Here is a 19,400-nt window from a genome sequence, read left to right as displayed (position 1 = left end):
CCGGTTCTCTCCTTTTCCGGTACGGCCGCGGCCGTCCTCACCACTCCTCCTCCGCTTCGATGCGGCCGGCGAGGCCGACGATCTCTTGGTCGTACGGCCACCGCTCCGCAAGCGCACGGATCGCCGCTCTCCAGCGATCCGGATCGGCCTCCTCCCCCTGCGCCACGAACCCGTGCAACAGCTCCCGGGTCGCCGGATCGCCCCGCCAGCCACCGGCCAGCGCCTGCACCGCCGCTGCCCGGTCGTCCCCGGTCACGCCGTTCACGGCCTGCCGGCGCACCAGCGCAAGAGTCGCCGGGTCGTCGTGCCAGCCCACCGTCAGGTGTTCGACAGCGAACCGCCGCATCCGCGGATCGCTGTCGGCGACCGCCATCCGGCGCAGCAGTTCCAGCGTCTCCGGGTCCGGGCGGCGGGCGAGCAACAGCGCCTTGAGTGCGGCGTAGCGGACGGCGTCGGCGCCGTCGGTCTCCGCGAAGGAACGGACCAGCGCGACGATCTCCGGGTCGCGGGGCCATCCGGTCCCCAGCAGTTCGACGGCCAGGGACCGCACATGGTCGTCCTCGGCTCCGGTGAGCTTCCGCAGCAGTTCGGGGACGGCCGGATCAGCGCGGCCGCCGGCAGCGAGCAGCATCATCGCGGTGCCCCGGACATCGGCGGGGAAGTCGCCGGCCAGGACATCGCGCATCAGTTCCGTCTGCTCAGACCGGTCCGGCCAGGTCGTCGCGACGGTCCACAGAATCGTCTCGGTGAGCCGGCCGTCAGTGGTGGTCCGGGCGAGGTCGCAGAGCCAGGGCAGCAGGGCCGGGTCGCCGGCCCAGCCGACGGCCAGCGCACGGACGATGGCGATCCGGTCCTCCGGTCTCGCGGCCACGGCTCGCTCCCGCGACAGGTCCGTCCCCCGGGCGGCGTCGATGACCGCGTCCAGCCTGATCCGCCGAGGATCGGCGGAGCGTTCCGGGAGCGGGCGAGCGACCGGGCCGGCGGTCGTCACACCGACGAGTTCCTGGCGCAGTCTGCTCCGGAACCAGCGCGGTATCGCCGGGTCGTCCACCACCCGGCGCAGCAGGGACACCGTCTCCGGTTCGGTGGACCAGGCGGCGATCAGCCGGTCCGCGGCGTCGATCCGCACACTCGGCTCGGCATCGGATCGGGCGATCTCGCGAAGTGCCGCTCCGGCCCGCGGATCAGCCGTCCAGTTCACCGCGAGGACGCCGATCGCCGCTGATCTGACCGACGGGTCCCGGTCGGTGACCGCGGCCCGGCACACGATCGGCAGCGCCTCCGGATGAGCCCGCCACTCGAACCCGAAGGCGGCCACGGCGCCATCGCGGAGAAAGGGGTCGTCGTCGGCAAGGCACGCCTGCACCCAGTCCCAGGCGGCGCCCGCCGGCCTCGCCGCCATCGCGACGCCTTGCACCATGCCGCGGCGAGCAGCCCCGATCGAATCATGTTCGGCGACGTCACGAAGCGACGCCAGGACCTCCGGGTCGCCGGGACGCCCCCGCGCGAGCGCATCGAGCACGTCGTCACGGAGCGCCGGCACATCCCCGAACCGGACCAGGCCGTTCAGAACGGCGGCGAACTCGCCGTCGTCACGCAGCAGACCGGCGCCGGTCTGCGCGGCCGGCGGCACCTGGAAGTCGATGAAGTCCTCGCCCTCCAGGGGAATCCGCAGGAACCGGCCGCGCATCAGGTACCAGTCGCGGTAGCGCGAGCGGATCCGTGGATGGTGGCCTCCGATCCGGGTCAGCATCGGCGCGGCGGTCTCCACCAGTGTTCGCGCGACCGGCGAGCCGGCGAACACCCGCTGTTCCGCGATGTGCTCCAGCATGTTGATCACCGCGTTCACCGCTGCCGAGCACTGCCGTGGAAGCGCCGCCACGTCGCGAACCTCGTTGAGGCAGCGCAGCGCGGTCATGATGTTCCGGGCCCCGGACTCGGAGGACCGGCCGATCCCGGGATCGCGCGGGCCCAGGAACCAGAGGGGATCCGCCGTCAGCAGGTGGTCGACGATCTGGCCAGCCTGTGCGGGCTCGACCATTCCGGCGAGCAGGACGAGGGTCTCCTCCCAGGCGGGATCGGGCCAGCGCCGGGCGTACACCTGGAGAAGATCGTCGTCGCCGGTCGTGACGCGGTCCGCGATGCCGGCCGCGGTGAGGTATTCGAGGAACGCCCGGTGGACGAAGCCGTGCACGCCGGCGCCGTAGTGGCTGAGGATGAAGTTCCGGGTGCGGAACTCATCGGTGATCGCCCTGGCCACCGCCTTCGCCCGGCCCGGCGGCAGGCCGTGCTCGCTGCGCAGGAAGCCGGCCACCTCATCGATCAGGTCGTGATCCAGCAGGTGATTGCCGGCGAGACCGGCCGGCGCGTCCTGCATCCGCCGGGCGATCCGGCGCAGCAGCGCGAGGCGGTCCTGCACGTCCAGGTCGGCGTGTTCCCGGGTGTGCCGTTCGTCGCGGAGGTGGCGGCTGGGGTCCCACTGGGCGGCCAGCACCGCGACCGCGTGCTCGTAGACGTCACGCCGGTCGCGCGGCAGATCCCGCTTGCGCCCGAGCATCGCCATGATCGTCAACAGCAGCGGGTTGCCGGCGAGTTCCCGGACGGCCGCCACCTCATCCATCGCCGCCAGCAGCCGGTCCCGCAGGCGGTCCGCCTCGGCCGGGCGGTCCCCGGCGGCCAGGCGGTACCAGGCGGTGAGGAACCGCTCGATGCGCGGACGGTCCAGATCCTGCAGGAGGTAGGTGCGGAACTCCTCGCGGTCGAAGACGGAACGCTGGTAGCCGATCACCCGCGAGGTGACGACGACGCGGGCGCTGGGAAAGCGTGCCGCGAGGCCGGCGATCTCGTCGGCGACCTCCTCGCGCAGCCGGGGATCGAAGATCTCGTCCAGCCCGTCGAAGATCATGACGGCTCGGCCGCCGGCTCGAAGATATCCCTCCAGGACGGTTCGGGGCAGGCCGTGACCGCCGGCCTCGCTGAGCCGCTCGATCAGATCGAGCAGGGTGCCCGTCCGCCAGCGCGCGTCGGCGTAGGCGCGCAACTCCACGAGAACCGGGAGCGTGCCCTCGTCACCCGCCTCCGCGAGGCGGAGAGTCAGATAGCGGGCGACGGTGGACTTGCCGGCGCCCGGGTCACCCAGCAGGACCAGGCCGTGCCGAGTGTCGTCGGCGATCACGTCGAGGACGGGCCGGGCCGGTTGCCCGCGATGGGACCGGCGGATGCGGTCGAGGGTCTCGGCGTCGATGCCGGGTGGCAGGTCGCCGTGGCGGATCTCGCCACGGTCGACGAGACGCCTGACGAGTTCCCGGGGAAGCTCGACCGGGGGCGGGTCGGCGCGTACCTCCGGGGGCACGAAGATCTCCCGCAGCGGAATCAGGCCGGGCCGGTCCGGATCACCGCCGGGTGCGAGCGCGCCCAGCTCGGCGTGGCCGTACCTGCGCCGGATCCGCTCCAGGTAGGCCTCCCGCACCCGCGGGAAATCCCGGTCGGGCGCCGCCGCCGCGATGCCTTTGGCCTGGCGCAGGGCCTCGCGCCACTGAGCGAGGTGGAGACTCTCCTCGGTGGTGCCCGCCGCGTGGCCGCAGGCCCGGACGAACGCCTCGACGAACGCCCATGAGGGCAGCGACCTGCCGCTCAGGTTGTCGCTGATGGTCGACCGCGCGAACGGCATGTGCCGTTCCAGCTCACGCACCGAGGGATTACCCGAACGCGCCCGGAGTTCGGTCAGCTTCCCGGCGAACCGGTGCGCGGCTGTCACGTCCATCCATGAATGTTAAGGAAAGATCGGGACCGGGACTGTCCGGATCCTGTCCGGAGTGCGTCCGGGGCCGTCGCCGGACACCCGGGCGGGACCGGATCGTGGTGGTCATGACGATGCTCCAGCTGCTTCCCGAGCCACTGGTCCTGTTCGCTGCCGTGCTGACCGCTCTCCTGTTCGGAGGAGTGGTCCTGCCGGCCGTCTGGTCACGCCGGTCGTCCCGGCGGGCCGCGGCTCTGGCCGTCCTGAAAGCCCTGTTCCGGGGCCGGATTCCTTAAGGGAGGCTTAAGTCTGGGCCCGCGGGAGAACCGCTCGGCCTCAAGATCCGTGCCTAGTGACGAGACCGCTCTCGCACCACAAGGCGTGTGACCGATCCCCAGCTCCCGCCGGGGCGACCGGCCCCCCAGTCGCTTCCGGTCGCCCCGGCGGGCCCGTCCCAACCCTTAATCACCTAGTTGACAGATAGGATTTGGGGGCTAAGGCTCAGGGCATTCCGCCTGCGTTCGCGGGGTTGCGAAGGAGCCAGCATGTCGTCATCCACTCTCGATCTCACCGCGGACGTCGTCGTCGCCGGTGGCGGGCCGGCCGGCACCTGGGCCGCGCTGACCGCAGCCGTTGCCGGCGCCGACGTGATCCTGCTGGACAAGGGCTACTGCGGCACCAGCGGGCCGACCGCCTCCGGCGGCACCGGCGTCTGGTACACCCGGCCCGACCCGGCCGAGCGGGAGGCGGCCATGGCCAGCCGCGAGGCGCTCGGCGGGTTCCTGCAGGACCGGCGCTGGATGGCCCGGGTGCTGGAGCAGACGTACGAGAACATGAACCGCCTCGAGACCGAGGCCCGCTATCCGTTCCCGCTCGTCGACGGCGTCCCCTACAAGCGGGGCGTGCAGGGACCGGAGTACATGCGGCGGATGCGCTCCTGGATCAAGCGCAAGGGCGTCCGGATCCTCGACCACAGCCCGGTCACCGAACTGCTGGTCGACGGGATCGGCACGGTCGCCGGCGTACGCGGGCACCGGCGCCAGCAGGCCGGCGACTACCGGGTCCGGGCCGGCGCGGTCATCCTGGCCACCGGCGGGTGCGCGTTCCTCAGCAAGGCGCTCGGCTGCGACGTCGCCACCGGGGACGGGGCGCTGTTCGCGGCGGAGGCCGGCGCGGAGATGTCCGGGATGGAGTTCTCCAACGCGTACGGGATCGCGCCCGCCTTCACCTCGGTCACCAAGACGGCGTACTACAGCTTCGCGACGTTCTTCCGCGGCGACGGCAGCCCGCTCGCAGGCGCCGGCAGCCAGGGTGGACGGTCGGTGATCGCCGCCGAGCTGCTGCGGGCCGGGACCGTGCTGTGCCGCCTCGACCAGGCCACCCCGGAACAGCAGCGGCAGATGCGGCTCGGCCAGCCGAACTTCTTCCTGCCCTTCGACCGGCTCGGCATCGACCCGTTCACCGACCGGTTCCCGGTCACACTGCTGCTGGAGGGCACGGTCCGCGGCACCGGCGGCATCCGGATCGTCGCCGACGACTGCGCCACCACGGTGCCCGGCCTCTACGCCGCCGGCGACGCCGCGACCCGGGAACTGGTGTGCGGCGCCTTCACCGGCGGCGGCAGCCACAACTCGGCGTGGGCGATGTCCTCCGGCACGTTCGCGGGCCGGGGCGCGGCCGCGTTCGCCGCCGGCCTCGGCGCCGCCGCCACCCGCCGCAAGCTCACCGGCGTCGGCGAGGTCGGCGTCACCTCCGCCGACGAATCCGGGATCGGCCGGGCCGAGGCGCTCGAAGTGATCCGGCGGGAGGTGCATCCGTACGACAAGAACTATCTGCGCAACGGCTCCCGGCTCCGGCCGGCGCTGGCCGAACTCGACGCCGTCTGGGACGCTCTGCGCGGCGGCGCCCGGGCGACCGGCGGGGACCTGCCCGGCCTGCGGCAGGCGGCGGCGATGGTCGCTCACGCCCGGTGGATGTACACGAGCGCGCTGGCCCGTACCGAAAGCCGGGGTATGGCTCGTCGTGAGGAGTTCCCGGAGCTGGACCCGAACCAGTACCACCGGCTCACGGTCGGTGGGCTGGACACCCTGTGGACCCGGCCCGAAGCGGTCACCGGCCGTGGCCTGGCGGTGGCCTGATGATCGAACTGGTCTCCGAGTCGCGCTGCGTGAGCTGCGACGTCTGCATCGCGGTCTGCCCCACGAACGTGTTCGACGCCGGACCCGGCGGCATCCCGGTGATCGCCCGCCAGTCCGACTGCCAGACCTGCTTCATGTGCGAGGCCCACTGCCCCGCCGACGCCCTGTTCGTCGCCCCGCAGACCCACCCGGTCCCCGACGGCTCACCGCTGCGCGACGAGTCGCACCTGGCCTCCTCCGGCCTGCTCGGCAGCTATCGCCGGGAGATCGGCTGGGGCCGCGGCCGCCGACCCGGCGCGCGGCTGGCCGTCGGCCCCGAACTCGGCCGCGCCCGCATCACCCCCGCCGCCCTCTCCTGACCTGACCACGGTTCCAGCGCAGCGGTCCCGGCCGTACGCTCCACCAGATCCGCTTCCACCAGGACCGCCGTGCCCGCACCGCCGTCGCGTAAGCCACCACCTGCGCCCCGGCCCGTTCCGCCTGCCCCGCGTCGGCGGCCTCCGGCGCGAACCCGGCCGTGTTGACCGCATCCACCAGCGCGTCCAGCGCCGGCAGCGGCTCCCCGCTCGATGCGGGGCCCACCGAGCCGGGCCCCACCGCGTCTGCGCCATCGCTGTCGGGCGGCGAGGGTGGGGGCACGGCCCGGCGGAGCAGGCCGGTCCGTTTCGCCGGCGGCGGGAGGACGGCGGCATGACCGGCGGCCTCGGTGGCGGACAGGTGGGCGGGGACCGGGCGGCCTGCCAGCCGCAGCGTGTCGGTGAACTCCAGCCAGGCGCCGGTGATCCGCTGTGCCGGGTCGCCGGTGGTGAGCCGGCGCCGTCGTTGCGCGCCGCGCAGCCCGGCGACCGCCGCGGCGGCGGCGACCAGCAGCACCAGGACCGTACCCGACGTTCCGGAGGCGATCAGGACGGTGGACGGACCGGTGGCCGCGGGCGGTGCGGCGACGGCGGCGGGTGGTTCCGAGGATCCGGCCGGCGCGGCGGTCGGCGGGTCCGACCGCGACGGGGTCGGGGTCGGCGGCGGAGGGGTGAAGTCCTGCTCGACCGGGCGTACCTGATCGCTCTTGGGCAGGGGGTTGAAGGCGACCCAGCCGAGATCGTCGAAGTACACCTCGGGCCAGGCCAGAGCGTCCCCGGCGGTGACCACGCCGCCCGCGGCCGGTGCGACGAACCCGACGACGACCCGGCTGGGCAGGCCGTTGATCCGAGCGAGCACCGCGAACGCCGCCGCGAACTGCTCCGACGTCCCCTTCTGCCCGCCCAGGTCGCGGCGGCCGAACAGGAAGTGCCCGAGGTTCGGGTAGGCGTGCCCGCTGGGCGCGTCGGCGACCTGCCGGTAGTGCTCGGCGAGGAAGTCCTGGATGGCGACGGCCCGCTCGTACGGCGCCCCGGTGTCCTCGGCGAGATGGTCGGCGAGCTTCTTGATCTGTTCGGGCGGGTCGGCGCCGGGGCTCAGATAGCGGGCGACCGCATCTCCCGACGGCACGTCGGCGATCGGCAGCAGGTTCAGGTCCGGCGCCTGGACCTGCGAGATCGCGGTGTACCGCAGCCCGGTCTGCAGGCTCTCCGGCCGGATCAGGGTGCCGGAGACGGCGTCGTAGGCGACCCGCACGCCGGTGATCCGGGTCGGCGTCGGCACGGCGGGAAGCAGCCGCCCGGTCAGCCCGGTGATGGTGATCTGGTGCTGGGTCTCGCTGACCGTCGCCCCGGACGGCACCTCGGCCGGCGGCAGCACCCGGCCGGCGTTGCGGTAGGTGCCGCCGACCCGCCACGTCACCCCGTCGTAGTCGGACAGCACGGCCAGACGCAGCCGCACGGTGCGCGGCGCGGGCGGCTTGACTCCGGGCCGGGCCGAGGCGGACGGTACGGCGGCCGGCACGCCCGGGTCGCCGGGACGGTATTCGAGGAGGCGCTGTCGCGGGTCCAGCGCCCAGCCGGAGATCCGGTTCAGGGGACTCTCGTCGAGGCTGTCCACGCGCGGCGGTTGCACGTACCGCCGCGGGTCGACCGGGGTGGCCGTGACGTGATCGCCCACCCAGGGACCGGCCGCGGCGATCAGCCCGAGCAGCACCACGAGGCTCACCGCGGCGCCGCCGAGCGCCCGCACCCGCACCGCCGCGTGCGTGCTCGCGCCGGCTCCGGACGACACGGTGAGCGCCGCCACGGCCAGAGCGGCGAAGGCGAGGGTGTACCCGGCGACGGCCGACGCGTTCGGGCCGACCACGTAGAGCGCGCCGCCGTAGACCAGCACCGGTGGCAGCAGACCGAACAGCACCCGCCCGCCACGGACGGCGATCTCGGTCGCGGCGAGCCCGGCGACCCAGGTGGCGGCGACCGCGATCACGATGGTGTCCGGGGCCGCCTCGACCGGGATCATCGCGGTGAGCAGGCGCGGGATCCCGTTCGTCAGGGCGTCCCGGGCGACGTCCGCGGTGAGCCCGGCGCCACCCGCGGCGAGGTGCAGGGCCAGCGCGGTGTACCCGGCGAGCAGCACGGTGGAGATGGGCGCGACAGTCCACGACGGCAGCCGGCGGGCCGCCACCCCCACTCCGACCGACCCCAGCGCCGCGCCCGCGACCAGCCGGAACAGCAGGTCGTCGGCGAAGATCCGGCCCAGCACGGCCCCGGCCAGGATCAGCGTCCCGGCCAGCGCGACAGGCACGACGGCACGGCGCAGCAGCCCCGGGAGCCGGGTCACCATCCGCGGACCCCGTCCCACGCGGCGGCGAACTCGGCACCGTCGACGGCCTCGATCACCAGCAGGCGGTCGGTGGGTACGGCGGGCGAGGAGTCCCGGTCGCCGAGGATTCCGGCGAGAGCCACGGGGTACGCCGCCCGCAGCCCACTGACCGCCCCGAGATCGGCGCGCCCACCCGGCCCGGTCAGGAAGATCAGCGTGTCCCCCAGCTTCTGCGCGCGCAGCCGCCGCAACGTGGCCGCGAGATCACCGTCGCCGAGCACCGCCTCGGTGAGCACGTCCAGATGCGGCCCGCCGATGGTGGCGCCCACCAGGTGCAGGCTCACCGGCAGGTCCTCGCGGACGGCCGCGACCACGATCGACGCCGCCGCCTCGCACGCGTCCTCGAAACTGTCCCCGCGATGGGCCGCTCTCCGGTCGTCCAGCAACACCACGATCGTCGGTTCGGCGGTGTCGAGCTGTTCCCGCACCATCAGCTCGCCGACCTTCGCGCTGCTGCGCCAGTGCACCCGCCGCAGCTCGTCGCCGGGCACGTACTCGCGCAGCGTGTCGAAGGTGATGCTGCCCTGCGGCACCTTGTCGGCGCTGCCGTCGAGGCTGCGGGTCAGGCCGGCCGGAACCGCCCGCAACGGGTGGATCCGCGGGTGCACGCGGACGACGGTGGTCCCGCCGTACCCCCGGGCGAGCGTGATCAGCCCGAGCGGGTCGCGGCGGGTCACGTGCAGCGGCCCGATCGGCACGAGCCCGCGCCGGTGCGTCGGCACCGGATAGGTCTCCACCGTGTCCGAACCGGGCCGCAGCCGCAGCAGCGGCACCTCGACGGACGCCGAACCGCACCGGTCGGTGGCGATCAGGGTGGCCGCCCGGATCCGGCTGGTGTTGCTGACGGTGAGGGTCACGGTGGCGGGTTCACCGCGGGCGACCCGATCCGGGTCGGCGATCCGGGTCACGCCGAGCCGCGGGCGCCAGAACGCGAACACGACGGCGGCGAGCAGGGCGAGACCGGCGGCGGCGCCGAGCAGGGCCAGGTCGGGGTAGCCGTACCGGAAACCGAGGAACAACAGGACCACGGCGGCGGCGAGCAGCCCGGCGCCGCGCGCGGTCACGCCGCTGCGGGAGGGTGTGGCGGGCAACGGATCAGACCGGGACGTGCTGGTCGGGCAACGGCACCGGGATGGCGCGCAGGGCGTCGGCCAGCACGTCGGCCGGGGTCACCCCGCGCAGTTGGGCGTCGGCCGACAGCAGCACGCGGTGGGCGAAGACCGGTTCGATCAGCTCCTTGAAGTCCTCCGGCAGCACGTAGCCACGGCCGTTGATCAGCGCGTACGCGGAGGCGGCGCGGGTCAGGGCGATCACGCCGCGGGGACTGACACCGACCCGGACCTGCGGGTGGTTGCGGGTGGCGGTGGCCAGGCGCACGGCGTACGTGTAAAGGGGGTCGGCGATGTGCACCGCCGCGACCATCCGCGTCATCTCGCCGATCATGGCGGTGTCGGTGACGGGGTCCAGACTGTCCGGAGACCGGCCCGCCGCGCCGCGCAGCACCTCGATCTCGACGTCCTCGGAGGGGTAGCCGACGGACAGCTTGACCAGGAAACGGTCGAGCTGCGCCTCGGGCAGCCGGTACGTGCCGTCCATCTCGACCGGGTTCTGGGTGGCGACGACCAGGAACGGCTGCGGCACCGGATGCGGCACGCCGTCGATCGTGACCCGCCGCTCCTCCATCACCTCCAGCAGCGCCGACTGGGTCTTCGGCGACGCCCGGTTGATCTCGTCGGCGATCACCAGGTTCGCGAAGACCGGGCCGGGATGGAACTCGAAACCCCGGTTGGCCTGGTTGAACACGGTCACGCCGGACACGTCGGAGGGCAGCAGGTCGGGCGTGAACTGGATGCGCCGCCACTGCCCGTGGATCGACGCGGCGAGCGCCCGCGCCAGGGTGGTCTTGCCGACGCCGGGCACGTCCTCCAACAGCACGTGCCCCTGCGCGAACATCGCCGTCAGAGTGAGCCGGACGACCTCGGGCTTGCCGAGCACCACCGTGCCGATCCGGGCGGCCAGCTGCGCGGCGACGTCGGCGAATCCCTGAACGTGAGCCGGGGTCAGCACTTCGGCAGATCCGCGAGGTCGTCCCCACCGTCGAGGTTCAGCCACGCCCACGGGATGTAGGTCTTGCCCTTGTAGTCCACCTGGATCCACCACGTGCTTCTCTTGTTCTTGTTGTAGACGAAGGCGTACACCTCTTCGCCGGCCTTCTTGCAGTACGTCTTCAGACGGGTGCCGTTCCCCACCCAGCCGGCCTGATTGTCGTCGTCCTGCGTGGTGCCCTTGAAGATCTCGTTGCCGTTCCGGCCGTCGACGTCTCTGTCGCAGTACGTCCGCTGGTCCCCGGTGTCGCCGTTGATGCAGGTGGCGGTCCCGTACAGGGCGTCGGTCGTCTTGGCCGCCGACTTCTCCGCGCTGCCGGCCGCGTTCTTCGCCGTGACCGTGAACGTGTACGCCGTGGACGGGCTCAGCCCGCTCGCGCTCAGCGACGTGCAGCTGCCGTCGGAGCCCTTGCCGCCGTCCGACACGGTCAGCGTGCAGGTGGCGGCGCCGCCGCCGTCGTTGACGGTGAACGACACCTTCGCCGTGTTGAACGTCGCGTCCACGCCGGTCACGGTGACCGTCGGCGCCGCCACGGTGCGCGCTGACGCGGTCGCCGCAGCACCGGCGCCGGCCTCGTTCACCGCCGTCACCTCGACCTGCACGGTCGCGCCGGCGCCGAGCCCGGTCAGCGTCACCCCGGTCTCGGTGACCTCGGTCTCCTTGCCGGCGGCCTTCACCACGTACTTCGTGATGGCCCGCCCGTTGTCGACCGGCGCCGTCCAGGTCACCTTCACCGCGCCGGCCTGGTCGCCGACGGTGGTGGCCTCCAGGTTCTCCGGTTTCGCCGGTGGACTGAACGGCACCACCGTGTTGCTGACCGCCGACGCCTTGGAAGCGGCGCCCCGGTCGTTGACCGCGACGACGGTGAACGCGTACTGCTTGCCCAGCTCGAGCTGCCCCGCCGGGACGGTCAGCGTCGGGGTGGCGACGTCACCGACCGGCGCGCTGCCACCCTCGGTGACGGCCGTCACGGCGTACCGCTGGATGGTCCGGCCCTGGCCGTTCGCGGCCGGCCAAGTGACCGTGACCGTGCCGTCGTTCTTCGCCTCCGCCACCGGGGTGCCCGGCGGATCCGGCACCTCGGCGGTCGGGATCACCGCGTTGCTCATCCGGCCCGGGCCGTCACCCTTGCGGTTGACCGCGTGCACCTGGAAGCTGTACGACTGCCCGTTGATCAACCCGGTCACCAGCAGCGACCGCTGGTCCGCGCCGACCTGGAAGGTCCGGCCCGCGCCGGCCACCACGTACCGGGTGACGTCGGCGCCGTTCGGCGCCGCCGCCTGCCAGCTGACCCGCACCTCGGCGTTGCCCGCGGCGGCCCGCACGTTCCGCGGCGCGCCCGGCTTGCCGACCACCGGCTTCTTCGGCTTCTCCTGCTGCTTCGGCTGCTCCTGCTGCGGCTTCGTGGGCGGCGGATCGCCACCGAGAACGTTGTTGTCGTACTTGTCGACCACCCGGACGATGTGTTTGTCGTCGACCACCCGGGCCGTCGAGGTGCCGGGCGCGTTGATGAACAGGTGGTTCTCCCGGACGTCCAGCTCCAGGTCACCGCCCGGCCGCTTGATGTCGATCGGGTTCCTGCGCTGCCCGTTCTGGTCGAAGACGTGCACCGTGCCGTCGTTCTCCGGCACGTAGACGTAACCCTGGTAGGCCACCGCGGGCCGCAGGTCGCCGCCGTCCGGGACGGTCACGTCCCGCACCCCGGCCGGGCCGATGGTGAACACCTTCCGGTCGTCGGGCACCGTGACGACGATCGTCTCCCCGTCGGTGCGCGGCGGCAGCTGGCCCAGCCCCTCCAACGGCAGCGTGGTCGCCTGGCCCGCACCCTTCTCATCGACCTTGACCAGCGCGTTCGTGGTGCGGTCGAGGACCGCGACACCCTCGTCCAGCGCGCTGACCGCCAGGTCGTGGCTCGGCCCGGCGACCGCGTCGCTGCGCACCACCACCGGCCCCGCCGCATCCTCGCTCGGCCGGATCGAGGTGACCGTGCCCTCCGACGGCGCCGCGATCCACAGCATGCCGGCCCCGTCGAACACACCGCCGTCGATGCCCGGCGGGAACTGCAGCGCCTCCCCCACCGGCTGCAGGCTCGACGGATCCACCTGCTGCACCTTGCCCTGCACCGCGTCGACCACGAAGGCCACGTCCTCGTGCAGGGCCACGCTCACCCCGATGCCGGCCTGCGACGTCCCGTTCCAGAACGCCTGCAGGTCGGTCAGGTCCATCGACCCGATCGCACCCGTGTTGACGTCCCGCAACAGCACGTAACGGTCGCTCTGGATCACCTGCAGCGAATGCCCGCGCAACGCCTGCCCGATGTTGACCCGGGTGTCGACCTTCGCGTTCGGCCCGTTGATCCGGGCGATCTCCGCCTTGCCCCGGCTCCACACCCACGACGAGGCGTCGAAGCTGGCCAGCGCCTCGTCCGCGGCCCCCAGGCCACGGACGGTGAACCCCAGGCCCGCCACCAGAACGAGGACCGTCGCCATCGTGACCAGTTGCCCACGGCTGGGCACCCGCCGCCCACGGCCCGCCACCTTGGTGGCATCTGCGCTGGTCACAGTGGTCGTCCTCCTTGCGGCTCGACTACGGGACGCAGGCCATCATAGGGAACCCGCGTCGATCGCGGGTACCCGCTCCGCACCGCTGTGGATAAGTTATTTACGCTCCGTACACACCTGTGTCGAAGTGCCGAACTCCTCGGTCGAATAGACGGCCACCACCACGAAGCAGTACTGCAACGACGGCTGCAGACCGATCACCTCCGTCTGCGTCTTGCCCGGCCCCACCTGCGCCACCGGCTTCAACTGCTGACCGGCGCGCGCCATCGACACCATGAACCCGTACTTGCCACCCGTAGGGTCCTTCCAGGCGATCCGCACCGACGTGCCCCGGTCCACGATCGTCACCGCCGTCGGCGGCGCACCCGAATCCTGCGGCCCGGTCACCTCCGCCGTCGGCGCCGCCTCCGGCTCGTCCTTCTGCGAACGGTCCGCGAGCACGACGACGAGCGCGCCTACGGCGAGCGCGGAGATCAAGGTCGCGACGGCGGTCAGGGTGATGGCGACGGCACGGCTGGCCTTGCCCTCGGTCCTTTCCTGATGGGGGTACGGGGTGACCGAATGCGGCTGGGGTAGCCAGGGCTGCGGTTGCGGGGTGACGTGGTAGGGATTCGGGCCCGGAGCGGGCACGGGATACGGGCCGGGCTGCGGTCCCGGGTGCGGTTGCGGGCCGGGGTGCGGCTGCGGGCTCGGGTAGGACGGGGGTCCCGGACGCGGCGGGACCGGGCCCGGTGCGGGGGTCGGGTATGGCGGCTGCGGGGTCGGGCCGGGCGCCGGACGGGGTGGATACGGGCCCGGCACGGGGCGCGGCGCGGGCTGGGGCGGATACGGGCCGGGCACGGGAGCCGGGCCGGGCACAGGGCCAGGCGCAGGCCGGGGCGGATACGGGCCGGGCACCGGAGCGGGGCCCGGATCCGGAGCCGGGCCGGGTGTGGGGGCCGGGCTGGGCGCAGGAGCCGGGCTGGGCGCAGGAGCCGGCCCGGGTGTGGGGGCCGGGCCAGGTGCAGGATCCGGGCCAGGTGCAGGAGCCGGGCTGGGCGCGGGTGCAGGACCAGGCATAGGTGCCGGACTCGGCGCGGGGCTTGGGCCAGGCGCGGGGCTTGGGCCAGGAGTCGGGTTTGGGCCAGGAGTCGGGTTTGGGGCCGGAGCGGGAGCCGGACCGGGCGCAGGAGCAGGCGCCGGATCGGGCGTCGGCACAGGGCCCGGATCGGGTGTGGGGCTCGGGCTCGGTGCAGGAGCCGGGGCCGGGCCGGGTCCCGGAGTGGGACCGGGCGGCGGTGCAGGCGCGGGCACCGGCGCCGGGTTCGGCGCGGGAGCGGGGGCAGGGGGCGCCGGGCTGGGAACAGTCTGGAGCAGCGCCGTCGCGCCCGAAGTGTCCTCACCGAGATAGGTCCGCGCCCGGGCGATGAACGCGTGCCCGTCACCGAGAGCCGCCGGCCCGTGCGCCAGAACCCTGCCGAACGCCTTGCGCGCCTCATGCTTGTTGCCGAGCTCCTCCGCAACGACCCCCAGGTCATGCGAAATGTGCAGCATGAGCGGATCACTGTCACCGAGTTTCCAGATCCCCGCCGCGTACGCGTCCTCCAGCTCCCGCCGGGCCGCCATCGGATCATCGATGCGCAGATAGACCCCCGCCAGCTCCCGCTGCGCGGTCAGCACATCCGGATCATCCTCACCGAGCTTGTCCCGCCCGATCTCCACCGCCCGTTTGAGCAGCACTTCGGCCGCATCGAGGGAGCCGGCCGCGATCAGACCACGCGCACGGTCAAGAACTGGAACGAGAGGGGACGGCTGCGACACGTCCGCCATGCTCCCCCGTTCGCCCGCCCGGCGCCACACTCGATCTCCATGACCACGGCCTCCCACCCCCACTTCGACCCCACCCAGCGGCCGTATATAGTTCTGTCCGTGCGGCCGACCGGGCAGCCGAAACCCAGGTGAAAGCCTGGCAGACGCTCCCGCTAAGCTGTACGAACAACACCGGTCCGGGTGGCGGAATGGCAGACGCGCTAGCTTGAGGTGCTAGTGTCCTTTATCGGACGTGGGGGTTCAAGTCCCCCCTCGGACACCAATCAAAGACACGAGAACTCGCCGGGGTGCAAACCTCGGCGATCAGTGTTTCTGGCCCAGGTTTGTAGATCATCCGTAGGCCGATGCGGCTGTACAGCTCGGCCTTGTCGCGCGGGTCGGCGTCTCGTAGCAGCCGGAACAGGTCGTTGAACGCTTCGGCGATGGCGTCGATCTGGTCGGTGGTCATCCGTTGGGGCGGTGCCTCGGTGAGGCCCAGTCGCGCCTGGGCGGCTTTCTTGATCGTCGTGGTCTCGCTGATCCAGTCGGCGATCAGTGCGGGGTCGCCGCCCGCGTCGAGGGTCGCCCGGTAGCGGCTGATCTTGGCGTCCGCGTCGGCAATGGTCTGCCGGAGTCGTTCAACCTCACCTGCGGTGTCATGGGCGGCGAGTGCGGCGCGGTACTGCGCCTCGGCCACCCGCTGAGTGTTGTCGGTCAGCGCCGACCCGGTCAGCTCCTCGCGGAGGAACCGGTCGATGGGCTTGGTGATCTGGTCTTCGCGCAGGTAGAGCGCTGGCGGGTGGCTGATCTGGTGTTGGCGGACGTAGTCGCGGCTGGCGGTGCAGCAGTAGTAGAGGCGTCCGTGGTTGGGGTTGCCGACCATCTTGCGGTCGCAGACGCCACAGGTGATCAGGCCCCGGAACAGGTACGGGTGCCCGGTGTGGCGGGGCGCTTTACCGGCGTCGCTGTTCGTGCCGCGCTTCTTGATCGTGCGCTGGGCTTGTTCGTAGAGGTCGGTGCTGATCAGCGGCGTGTGTGACGGGGTGCGCGACCAGATCCACTTGCTGGGGTCGTTCCACCGGTGGCGGCTCTCGTGGCCGAGCGCGACGTCGTCCACGTCGATCAGGACCTCGTCGGTGCGCGCCCGGTTCCAGACCTGGTGGCCGGTGTAGCGCGGGTTCTGCAAGATCGCGCGTACCGCGGTGGTCTCCCAGACCTGGGTGTTGCGGTGCGGGTTGCGTGCCCGGTCGTAGGCCGAAGGGCACGGGATGCCGTCCTGCGTGAGACCGCGCGCGATCGAGGTCATGCCGCGCCCGGCGGTGTATTCGGCGAAGATCCGCTTCACGATCGGTGCGGTGACCGGGTCGGGGTCGAGCTGGTGGAGTCGCTTGCCTTCTGCGGCTTTGCCGGGGTGGGGGTGCGGGCCGGCGTCGGCGAGGCGGTAGCCGTAGGGTGGGCGTCCGCCGAGGTAGCGGCCTTCGAGTTCGGTCTGTGCCTTCATCGCGGAGTGAACACGGATCTTGATCCGGTTACGTTCGCCCTTGCTCATCCCGCCGTAGAGCGCCATCACGAGATCGTGGGCGTCGGAACCGGGATCGATGGCGCCACCGACCTCGGGCACCCACAGCCCGACGCCGTAGTGCACGAACACCGGGAACGTCATACCGAACTGGCTGCCGTAGAACGCGCGCTGCGGCTCACCGATGACCACGGCCTCGAAGTCACGACCCGCACCCTTGATCGCGTCGAGCAGGCGGGTCGCTTCCGGCCGGCGTTTCCATGGCAGCGAGCGGGACAGCCCGATGTCGAAGAACTCGGCGACGACCTCACCCCCGGCCGGTTCGATCAGGCTGCGGGCGCGGGAGAGCTGCCACGCTTTGGAGGCCTGCGGGTCTTGTTGGTCTTCGGTCGACACTCGTCCGTAGAACGCGAATCTCATGACCGACGAGTCTTCCGGGCGCGGTCGATGATGCGCCACAGTGCGTCTGCGGCCGCATCAGACAGCGGGACTTCTAGGGACGTCTTGAGCTGCGAATCTTCGAGAATCAGTGTCTTGCAGCTTCGTATGCTGCAATTTCTCCCTTCGCTGGTCTGGTCGTCGGTGGTGATCGTCGGGCCTCCTTCCGGGTCGTGGGTGGGGTGTCCGCGCGGTCGTCCGTCCGTTGTCCGTCCGCGCGCTGTTATGCGCAGACGCGCGCGAGCGGACGGACGTCCGCGCGGACGTTCGGGTCAGGTGCGCCAGTGCCCGCGGGTGACTTGCCGGGCGCGGCCGGTGGTGGCGTGGGCTTGGAGCCGGTTGTAGATCCAGGTGCGTCCCATGCCGGTGAGGTCGATGAGTTCCCGAGCGGTCAGCCCGTCGGCGGGCGCTTGATCAAGGACTGTCAGCAGCGTCTGTTCCGGGTCGTCGGCTGCCGGTCGTGGCGGTTCGATCGGCTTCGGTTGGTGGTCGATCGCCGCGCGGGACAGCGGGTCGAGGTCGGGTCGTTGGTCGGCGTAGCGGGCGGCGGTCTGGCGTACGAGTTCGTCGGTGACCAGGTAGGCGCGGGCGCGGCGTGGTTGGTCGTGGCCGTCGGCGAGGATGTAGAACTTGCCGGGTGCGTCGAGGGTGTGGGCGTGCCAGCCGTCGGTGAGCATGCCCTTGTCGAGGATGAGGTCGACGTCGCGGCGTTCCCGCACCCGCAGGCAGACGCGGATGCTCATCTGCGAGCGCAGTGCTCCCCCACCCATAGCTTTCTGGGTCGGCCGTTGGGTGGCGGCGAGCAGGTCGACGGCGAGGGCACGGCCGCGCCGGGCGATCGATTCGGCGTGCCCGACGGCGTCCGGTGCGGTGTCGGCGAGTTCGGCGTACTCGTCGATGACGATGACCAGCGCCGGCGCGGCCGGTGTGGGTTCCCAGACGCGGCTGTTGTCGCGTCCGGAGGCGTGTGCGCGGGCGTCGAGCACGGCGACCGCGTCAGCGAGCAGCTCGGTCGCCTCCTCCGGGGTGGTGGCCAGCCGGGCGAGGCAGGGCGCCCACGGCCGGAGTTCCATGCCGCCTTTGAGGTCGATACCCCAGAGCACGACATCGGCGCACGCCGCGAGGTTGCCAAGGACCACATTGAGTACGCCGCTCTTACCGGAATCGGTGGTCCCGCCGATCAGGGCATGCTTGCGCAGCAGCGCGACGCGTACGGGTGTCGCGTCCTCGAAGACGCCCAACTCGATCGGGTCGGCCAGGGTCCGGGCGGTCGGACCGGGCCACGGGATCGCCCCGGCGTGCGGGTCGATCGCCAGGACGCGCATGGTGCACCGGCCGGCATGTGCCGGGTCCTGCTCGACCCGGACCGCACCGGGCCTCGTGCCGAGGGCCGACTCGATGGCCGGCACGCGGGTGACGACGTCGGTGACGCTCTGACCTGGTCGCAGTTTCAGCCGGGCACGCCAGCCCCAGGTGTCCACGACGGCCGACATGATCCGTGACCCGGTCAGCCCGATCACTTCGGCCAGGTTCGGCCAGGCGTTGATGACCCGGTCCACACGCACCCGGGCGCGGCGTCGCCGGTGTCCCCACCACGGGATACCGAACGGGACCACAGCCACGACAAGGACGGTCAGCAACGGTGACCGCACCGGTCCGAGCGCCGCTGCGACGGCGAGCCAGGTTCCCGCGACAGCGGTCGTCGTCGCGGCGTAGGCACGTTCGGCGGTGCGAGTAAGACCCCACGGCACCCCGCGGAGTGCGGCGGCCAGCGCTGCGGCCACGGTAAGCGCCGCGATCAGTGGCCACGCTCCAGGGTGGGTGTGGTGGAGGATGAGTCCGGCGACCGCGAGGATCACCGCGGTGGTGATCGGGGCGAGTTCGGAGCGGTAGCGGTACAGGGCACGGCCGATGGCGGCCAGCGCGGCGAGGGTCAACGGCTCATCGGGTACGAACAGCAGCGGTTGCGGGTTGCGGCGGTTCCAGCGGCGGTGCCTGCGTCCGTACGATCTCATTCGGCGAGTTCGCCCTCATCCGGCCGTACCCAGGCGTGGTGCTCGGCGACCGCGTCGCGCAGGTAGCTCAGCGGGTCGGCTTCGCCGTCGTGGTCGGCGGCGAGGGTGGCGCGGGCGGCGGCGAGCAGGTCGGCGAAGTTCCAGCGGGTGCGGGTGAGCAGGCGTGCGAGGCGGTCGAGCTCGGCGAGCATGACCGGGATGTCACCGATGGCGGTCCAGATGGTTGCCGGTGTTGCCCGTAGGCGGGCGGCGTGCAGATGGGTGCGGACGGCCTCCTGGTCGAGGGTGGGGCGCGGGATGTTCGGGTCCTGGGTCATGTGCGGGATCGGGTCTCCTTCCGGTGGGTGTGGGCTCATG

General features: G+C 72.2%; 13 protein-coding genes, 1 tRNA gene and 1 pseudogene. 5 read left to right on the top strand and 10 right to left on the bottom strand.

All coding sequences use genetic code 11. The annotated features are described in order from the left end of the window. Positions 1 to 37: 37 nt before the first annotated feature. Positions 38 to 3,763 carry a HEAT repeat domain-containing protein gene (locus Aut01nite_RS13370; protein WP_043530449.1) on the bottom strand — a complete coding sequence of 1,242 codons (3,726 nt, stop codon included), beginning with the start codon at positions 3,761 to 3,763 and terminating at the stop codon, positions 38 to 40. Positions 3,764 to 3,867: 104 nt separating this feature from the next. Here Aut01nite_RS13370 and Aut01nite_RS13365 point away from each other — a divergent pair, with 104 nt between their 5' ends. The 3 genes from Aut01nite_RS13365 to Aut01nite_RS13355 all read left to right on the top strand — a co-directional run bounded on the left by Aut01nite_RS13365 (position 3,868) and on the right by Aut01nite_RS13355 (position 6,236). Further along, complete coding sequence (locus Aut01nite_RS13365) at positions 3,868 to 4,035, top strand: hypothetical protein (protein WP_173476732.1); 168 nt, start codon at positions 3,868 to 3,870, stop codon at positions 4,033 to 4,035. Positions 4,036 to 4,284: 249 nt separating this feature from the next. Beyond that, on the top strand, positions 4,285 to 5,877 hold the full coding sequence (locus tag Aut01nite_RS13360) for an FAD-dependent oxidoreductase (protein WP_043530452.1): 1,593 nt from the start codon (positions 4,285 to 4,287) through the stop codon (positions 5,875 to 5,877). Continuing rightward, the gene (locus Aut01nite_RS13355; RefSeq protein ID WP_043530454.1) at positions 5,877 to 6,236 is read left to right on the top strand and encodes a 4Fe-4S dicluster domain-containing protein; all 360 of its coding nucleotides are present in this window, start codon (positions 5,877 to 5,879) and stop codon (positions 6,234 to 6,236) included. Before Aut01nite_RS13360 ends, Aut01nite_RS13355 begins: the two co-directional genes overlap by 1 nt. On the opposite strand, the gene Aut01nite_RS13350 is transcribed toward Aut01nite_RS13355, so the two are convergent. From Aut01nite_RS13350 to Aut01nite_RS13330, 5 genes are all read right to left on the bottom strand, one after another. After that, positions 6,214 to 8,577 carry a transglutaminase TgpA family protein gene (locus Aut01nite_RS13350; protein ID WP_052164345.1) on the bottom strand — a complete coding sequence of 788 codons (2,364 nt, stop codon included), beginning with the start codon at positions 8,575 to 8,577 and terminating at the stop codon, positions 6,214 to 6,216. The two genes, Aut01nite_RS13355 and Aut01nite_RS13350, sit on opposite strands and share 23 nt — an antisense overlap. Continuing rightward, positions 8,571 to 9,680 carry a DUF58 domain-containing protein gene (locus Aut01nite_RS13345; RefSeq protein WP_083999738.1) on the bottom strand — a complete coding sequence of 370 codons (1,110 nt, stop codon included), beginning with the start codon at positions 9,678 to 9,680 and terminating at the stop codon, positions 8,571 to 8,573. Before Aut01nite_RS13345 ends, Aut01nite_RS13350 begins: the two co-directional genes overlap by 7 nt. Positions 9,681 to 9,711: 31 nt before the next feature. Then, positions 9,712 to 10,683: an AAA family ATPase gene (locus Aut01nite_RS13340; protein WP_043530457.1), complete on the bottom strand. Its 972-nt coding sequence runs from the start codon at positions 10,681 to 10,683 to the stop codon at positions 9,712 to 9,714. Further along, the gene (locus Aut01nite_RS13335; protein WP_083999740.1) at positions 10,677 to 13,211 is read right to left on the bottom strand and encodes a fibronectin type III domain-containing protein; all 2,535 of its coding nucleotides are present in this window, start codon (positions 13,209 to 13,211) and stop codon (positions 10,677 to 10,679) included. The genes Aut01nite_RS13340 and Aut01nite_RS13335 overlap by 7 nt, the downstream gene beginning before the upstream one ends. A 168-nt stretch (positions 13,212 to 13,379) precedes the next feature. Then, complete coding sequence (locus tag Aut01nite_RS13330; RefSeq protein WP_152628991.1) at positions 13,380 to 13,760, bottom strand: fibronectin type III domain-containing protein; 381 nt, start codon at positions 13,758 to 13,760, stop codon at positions 13,380 to 13,382. A 452-nt stretch (positions 13,761 to 14,212) separates the two neighbouring features. Between Aut01nite_RS13330 and Aut01nite_RS44280 the strand changes: the two genes are divergently transcribed. After that, complete coding sequence (locus tag Aut01nite_RS44280) at positions 14,213 to 14,344, top strand: hypothetical protein (RefSeq protein WP_275409691.1); 132 nt, start codon at positions 14,213 to 14,215, stop codon at positions 14,342 to 14,344. A 568-nt stretch (positions 14,345 to 14,912) separates the two neighbouring features. Here the strand turns inward: Aut01nite_RS44280 and Aut01nite_RS44790 are convergent. Further along, positions 14,913 to 15,092 (bottom strand): annotated as a pseudogene (locus Aut01nite_RS44790) (hypothetical protein); the annotation flags it as partial. Between the two features lie 174 nt (positions 15,093 to 15,266). Between Aut01nite_RS44790 and Aut01nite_RS13320 the strand changes: the two are divergent. Then, positions 15,267 to 15,354 (top strand) — tRNA-Leu (locus tag Aut01nite_RS13320). Here the strand turns inward: Aut01nite_RS13320 and Aut01nite_RS13315 are convergent. From Aut01nite_RS13315 to Aut01nite_RS13305, 3 genes are all read right to left on the bottom strand, one after another. Continuing rightward, positions 15,316 to 17,010: a recombinase family protein gene (locus Aut01nite_RS13315; RefSeq protein WP_083999747.1), complete on the bottom strand. Its 1,695-nt coding sequence runs from the start codon at positions 17,008 to 17,010 to the stop codon at positions 15,316 to 15,318. The two genes, Aut01nite_RS13320 and Aut01nite_RS13315, sit on opposite strands and share 39 nt — an antisense overlap. Before the next feature lie 290 nt (positions 17,011 to 17,300). Then, entirely contained in the window at positions 17,301 to 19,043 is a 1,743-nt protein-coding gene (locus tag Aut01nite_RS13310; RefSeq protein WP_043530517.1) for an FtsK/SpoIIIE domain-containing protein, read from the bottom strand. Beyond that, on the bottom strand, positions 19,040 to 19,360 hold the full coding sequence (locus tag Aut01nite_RS13305; RefSeq protein WP_043530519.1) for a hypothetical protein: 321 nt from the start codon (positions 19,358 to 19,360) through the stop codon (positions 19,040 to 19,042). Before Aut01nite_RS13305 ends, Aut01nite_RS13310 begins: the two co-directional genes overlap by 4 nt. Positions 19,361 to 19,400: the final 40 nt, after the last annotated feature.

Source organism: Actinoplanes utahensis, from assembly GCF_016862455.1.
Taxonomy (GTDB): Bacteria; Actinomycetota; Actinomycetes; order Mycobacteriales; family Micromonosporaceae; genus Actinoplanes; species Actinoplanes utahensis.
The sequence above is the reverse complement of the archived record's forward strand: the minus strand, read 5'-3'. Positions and strand labels throughout refer to the sequence as shown.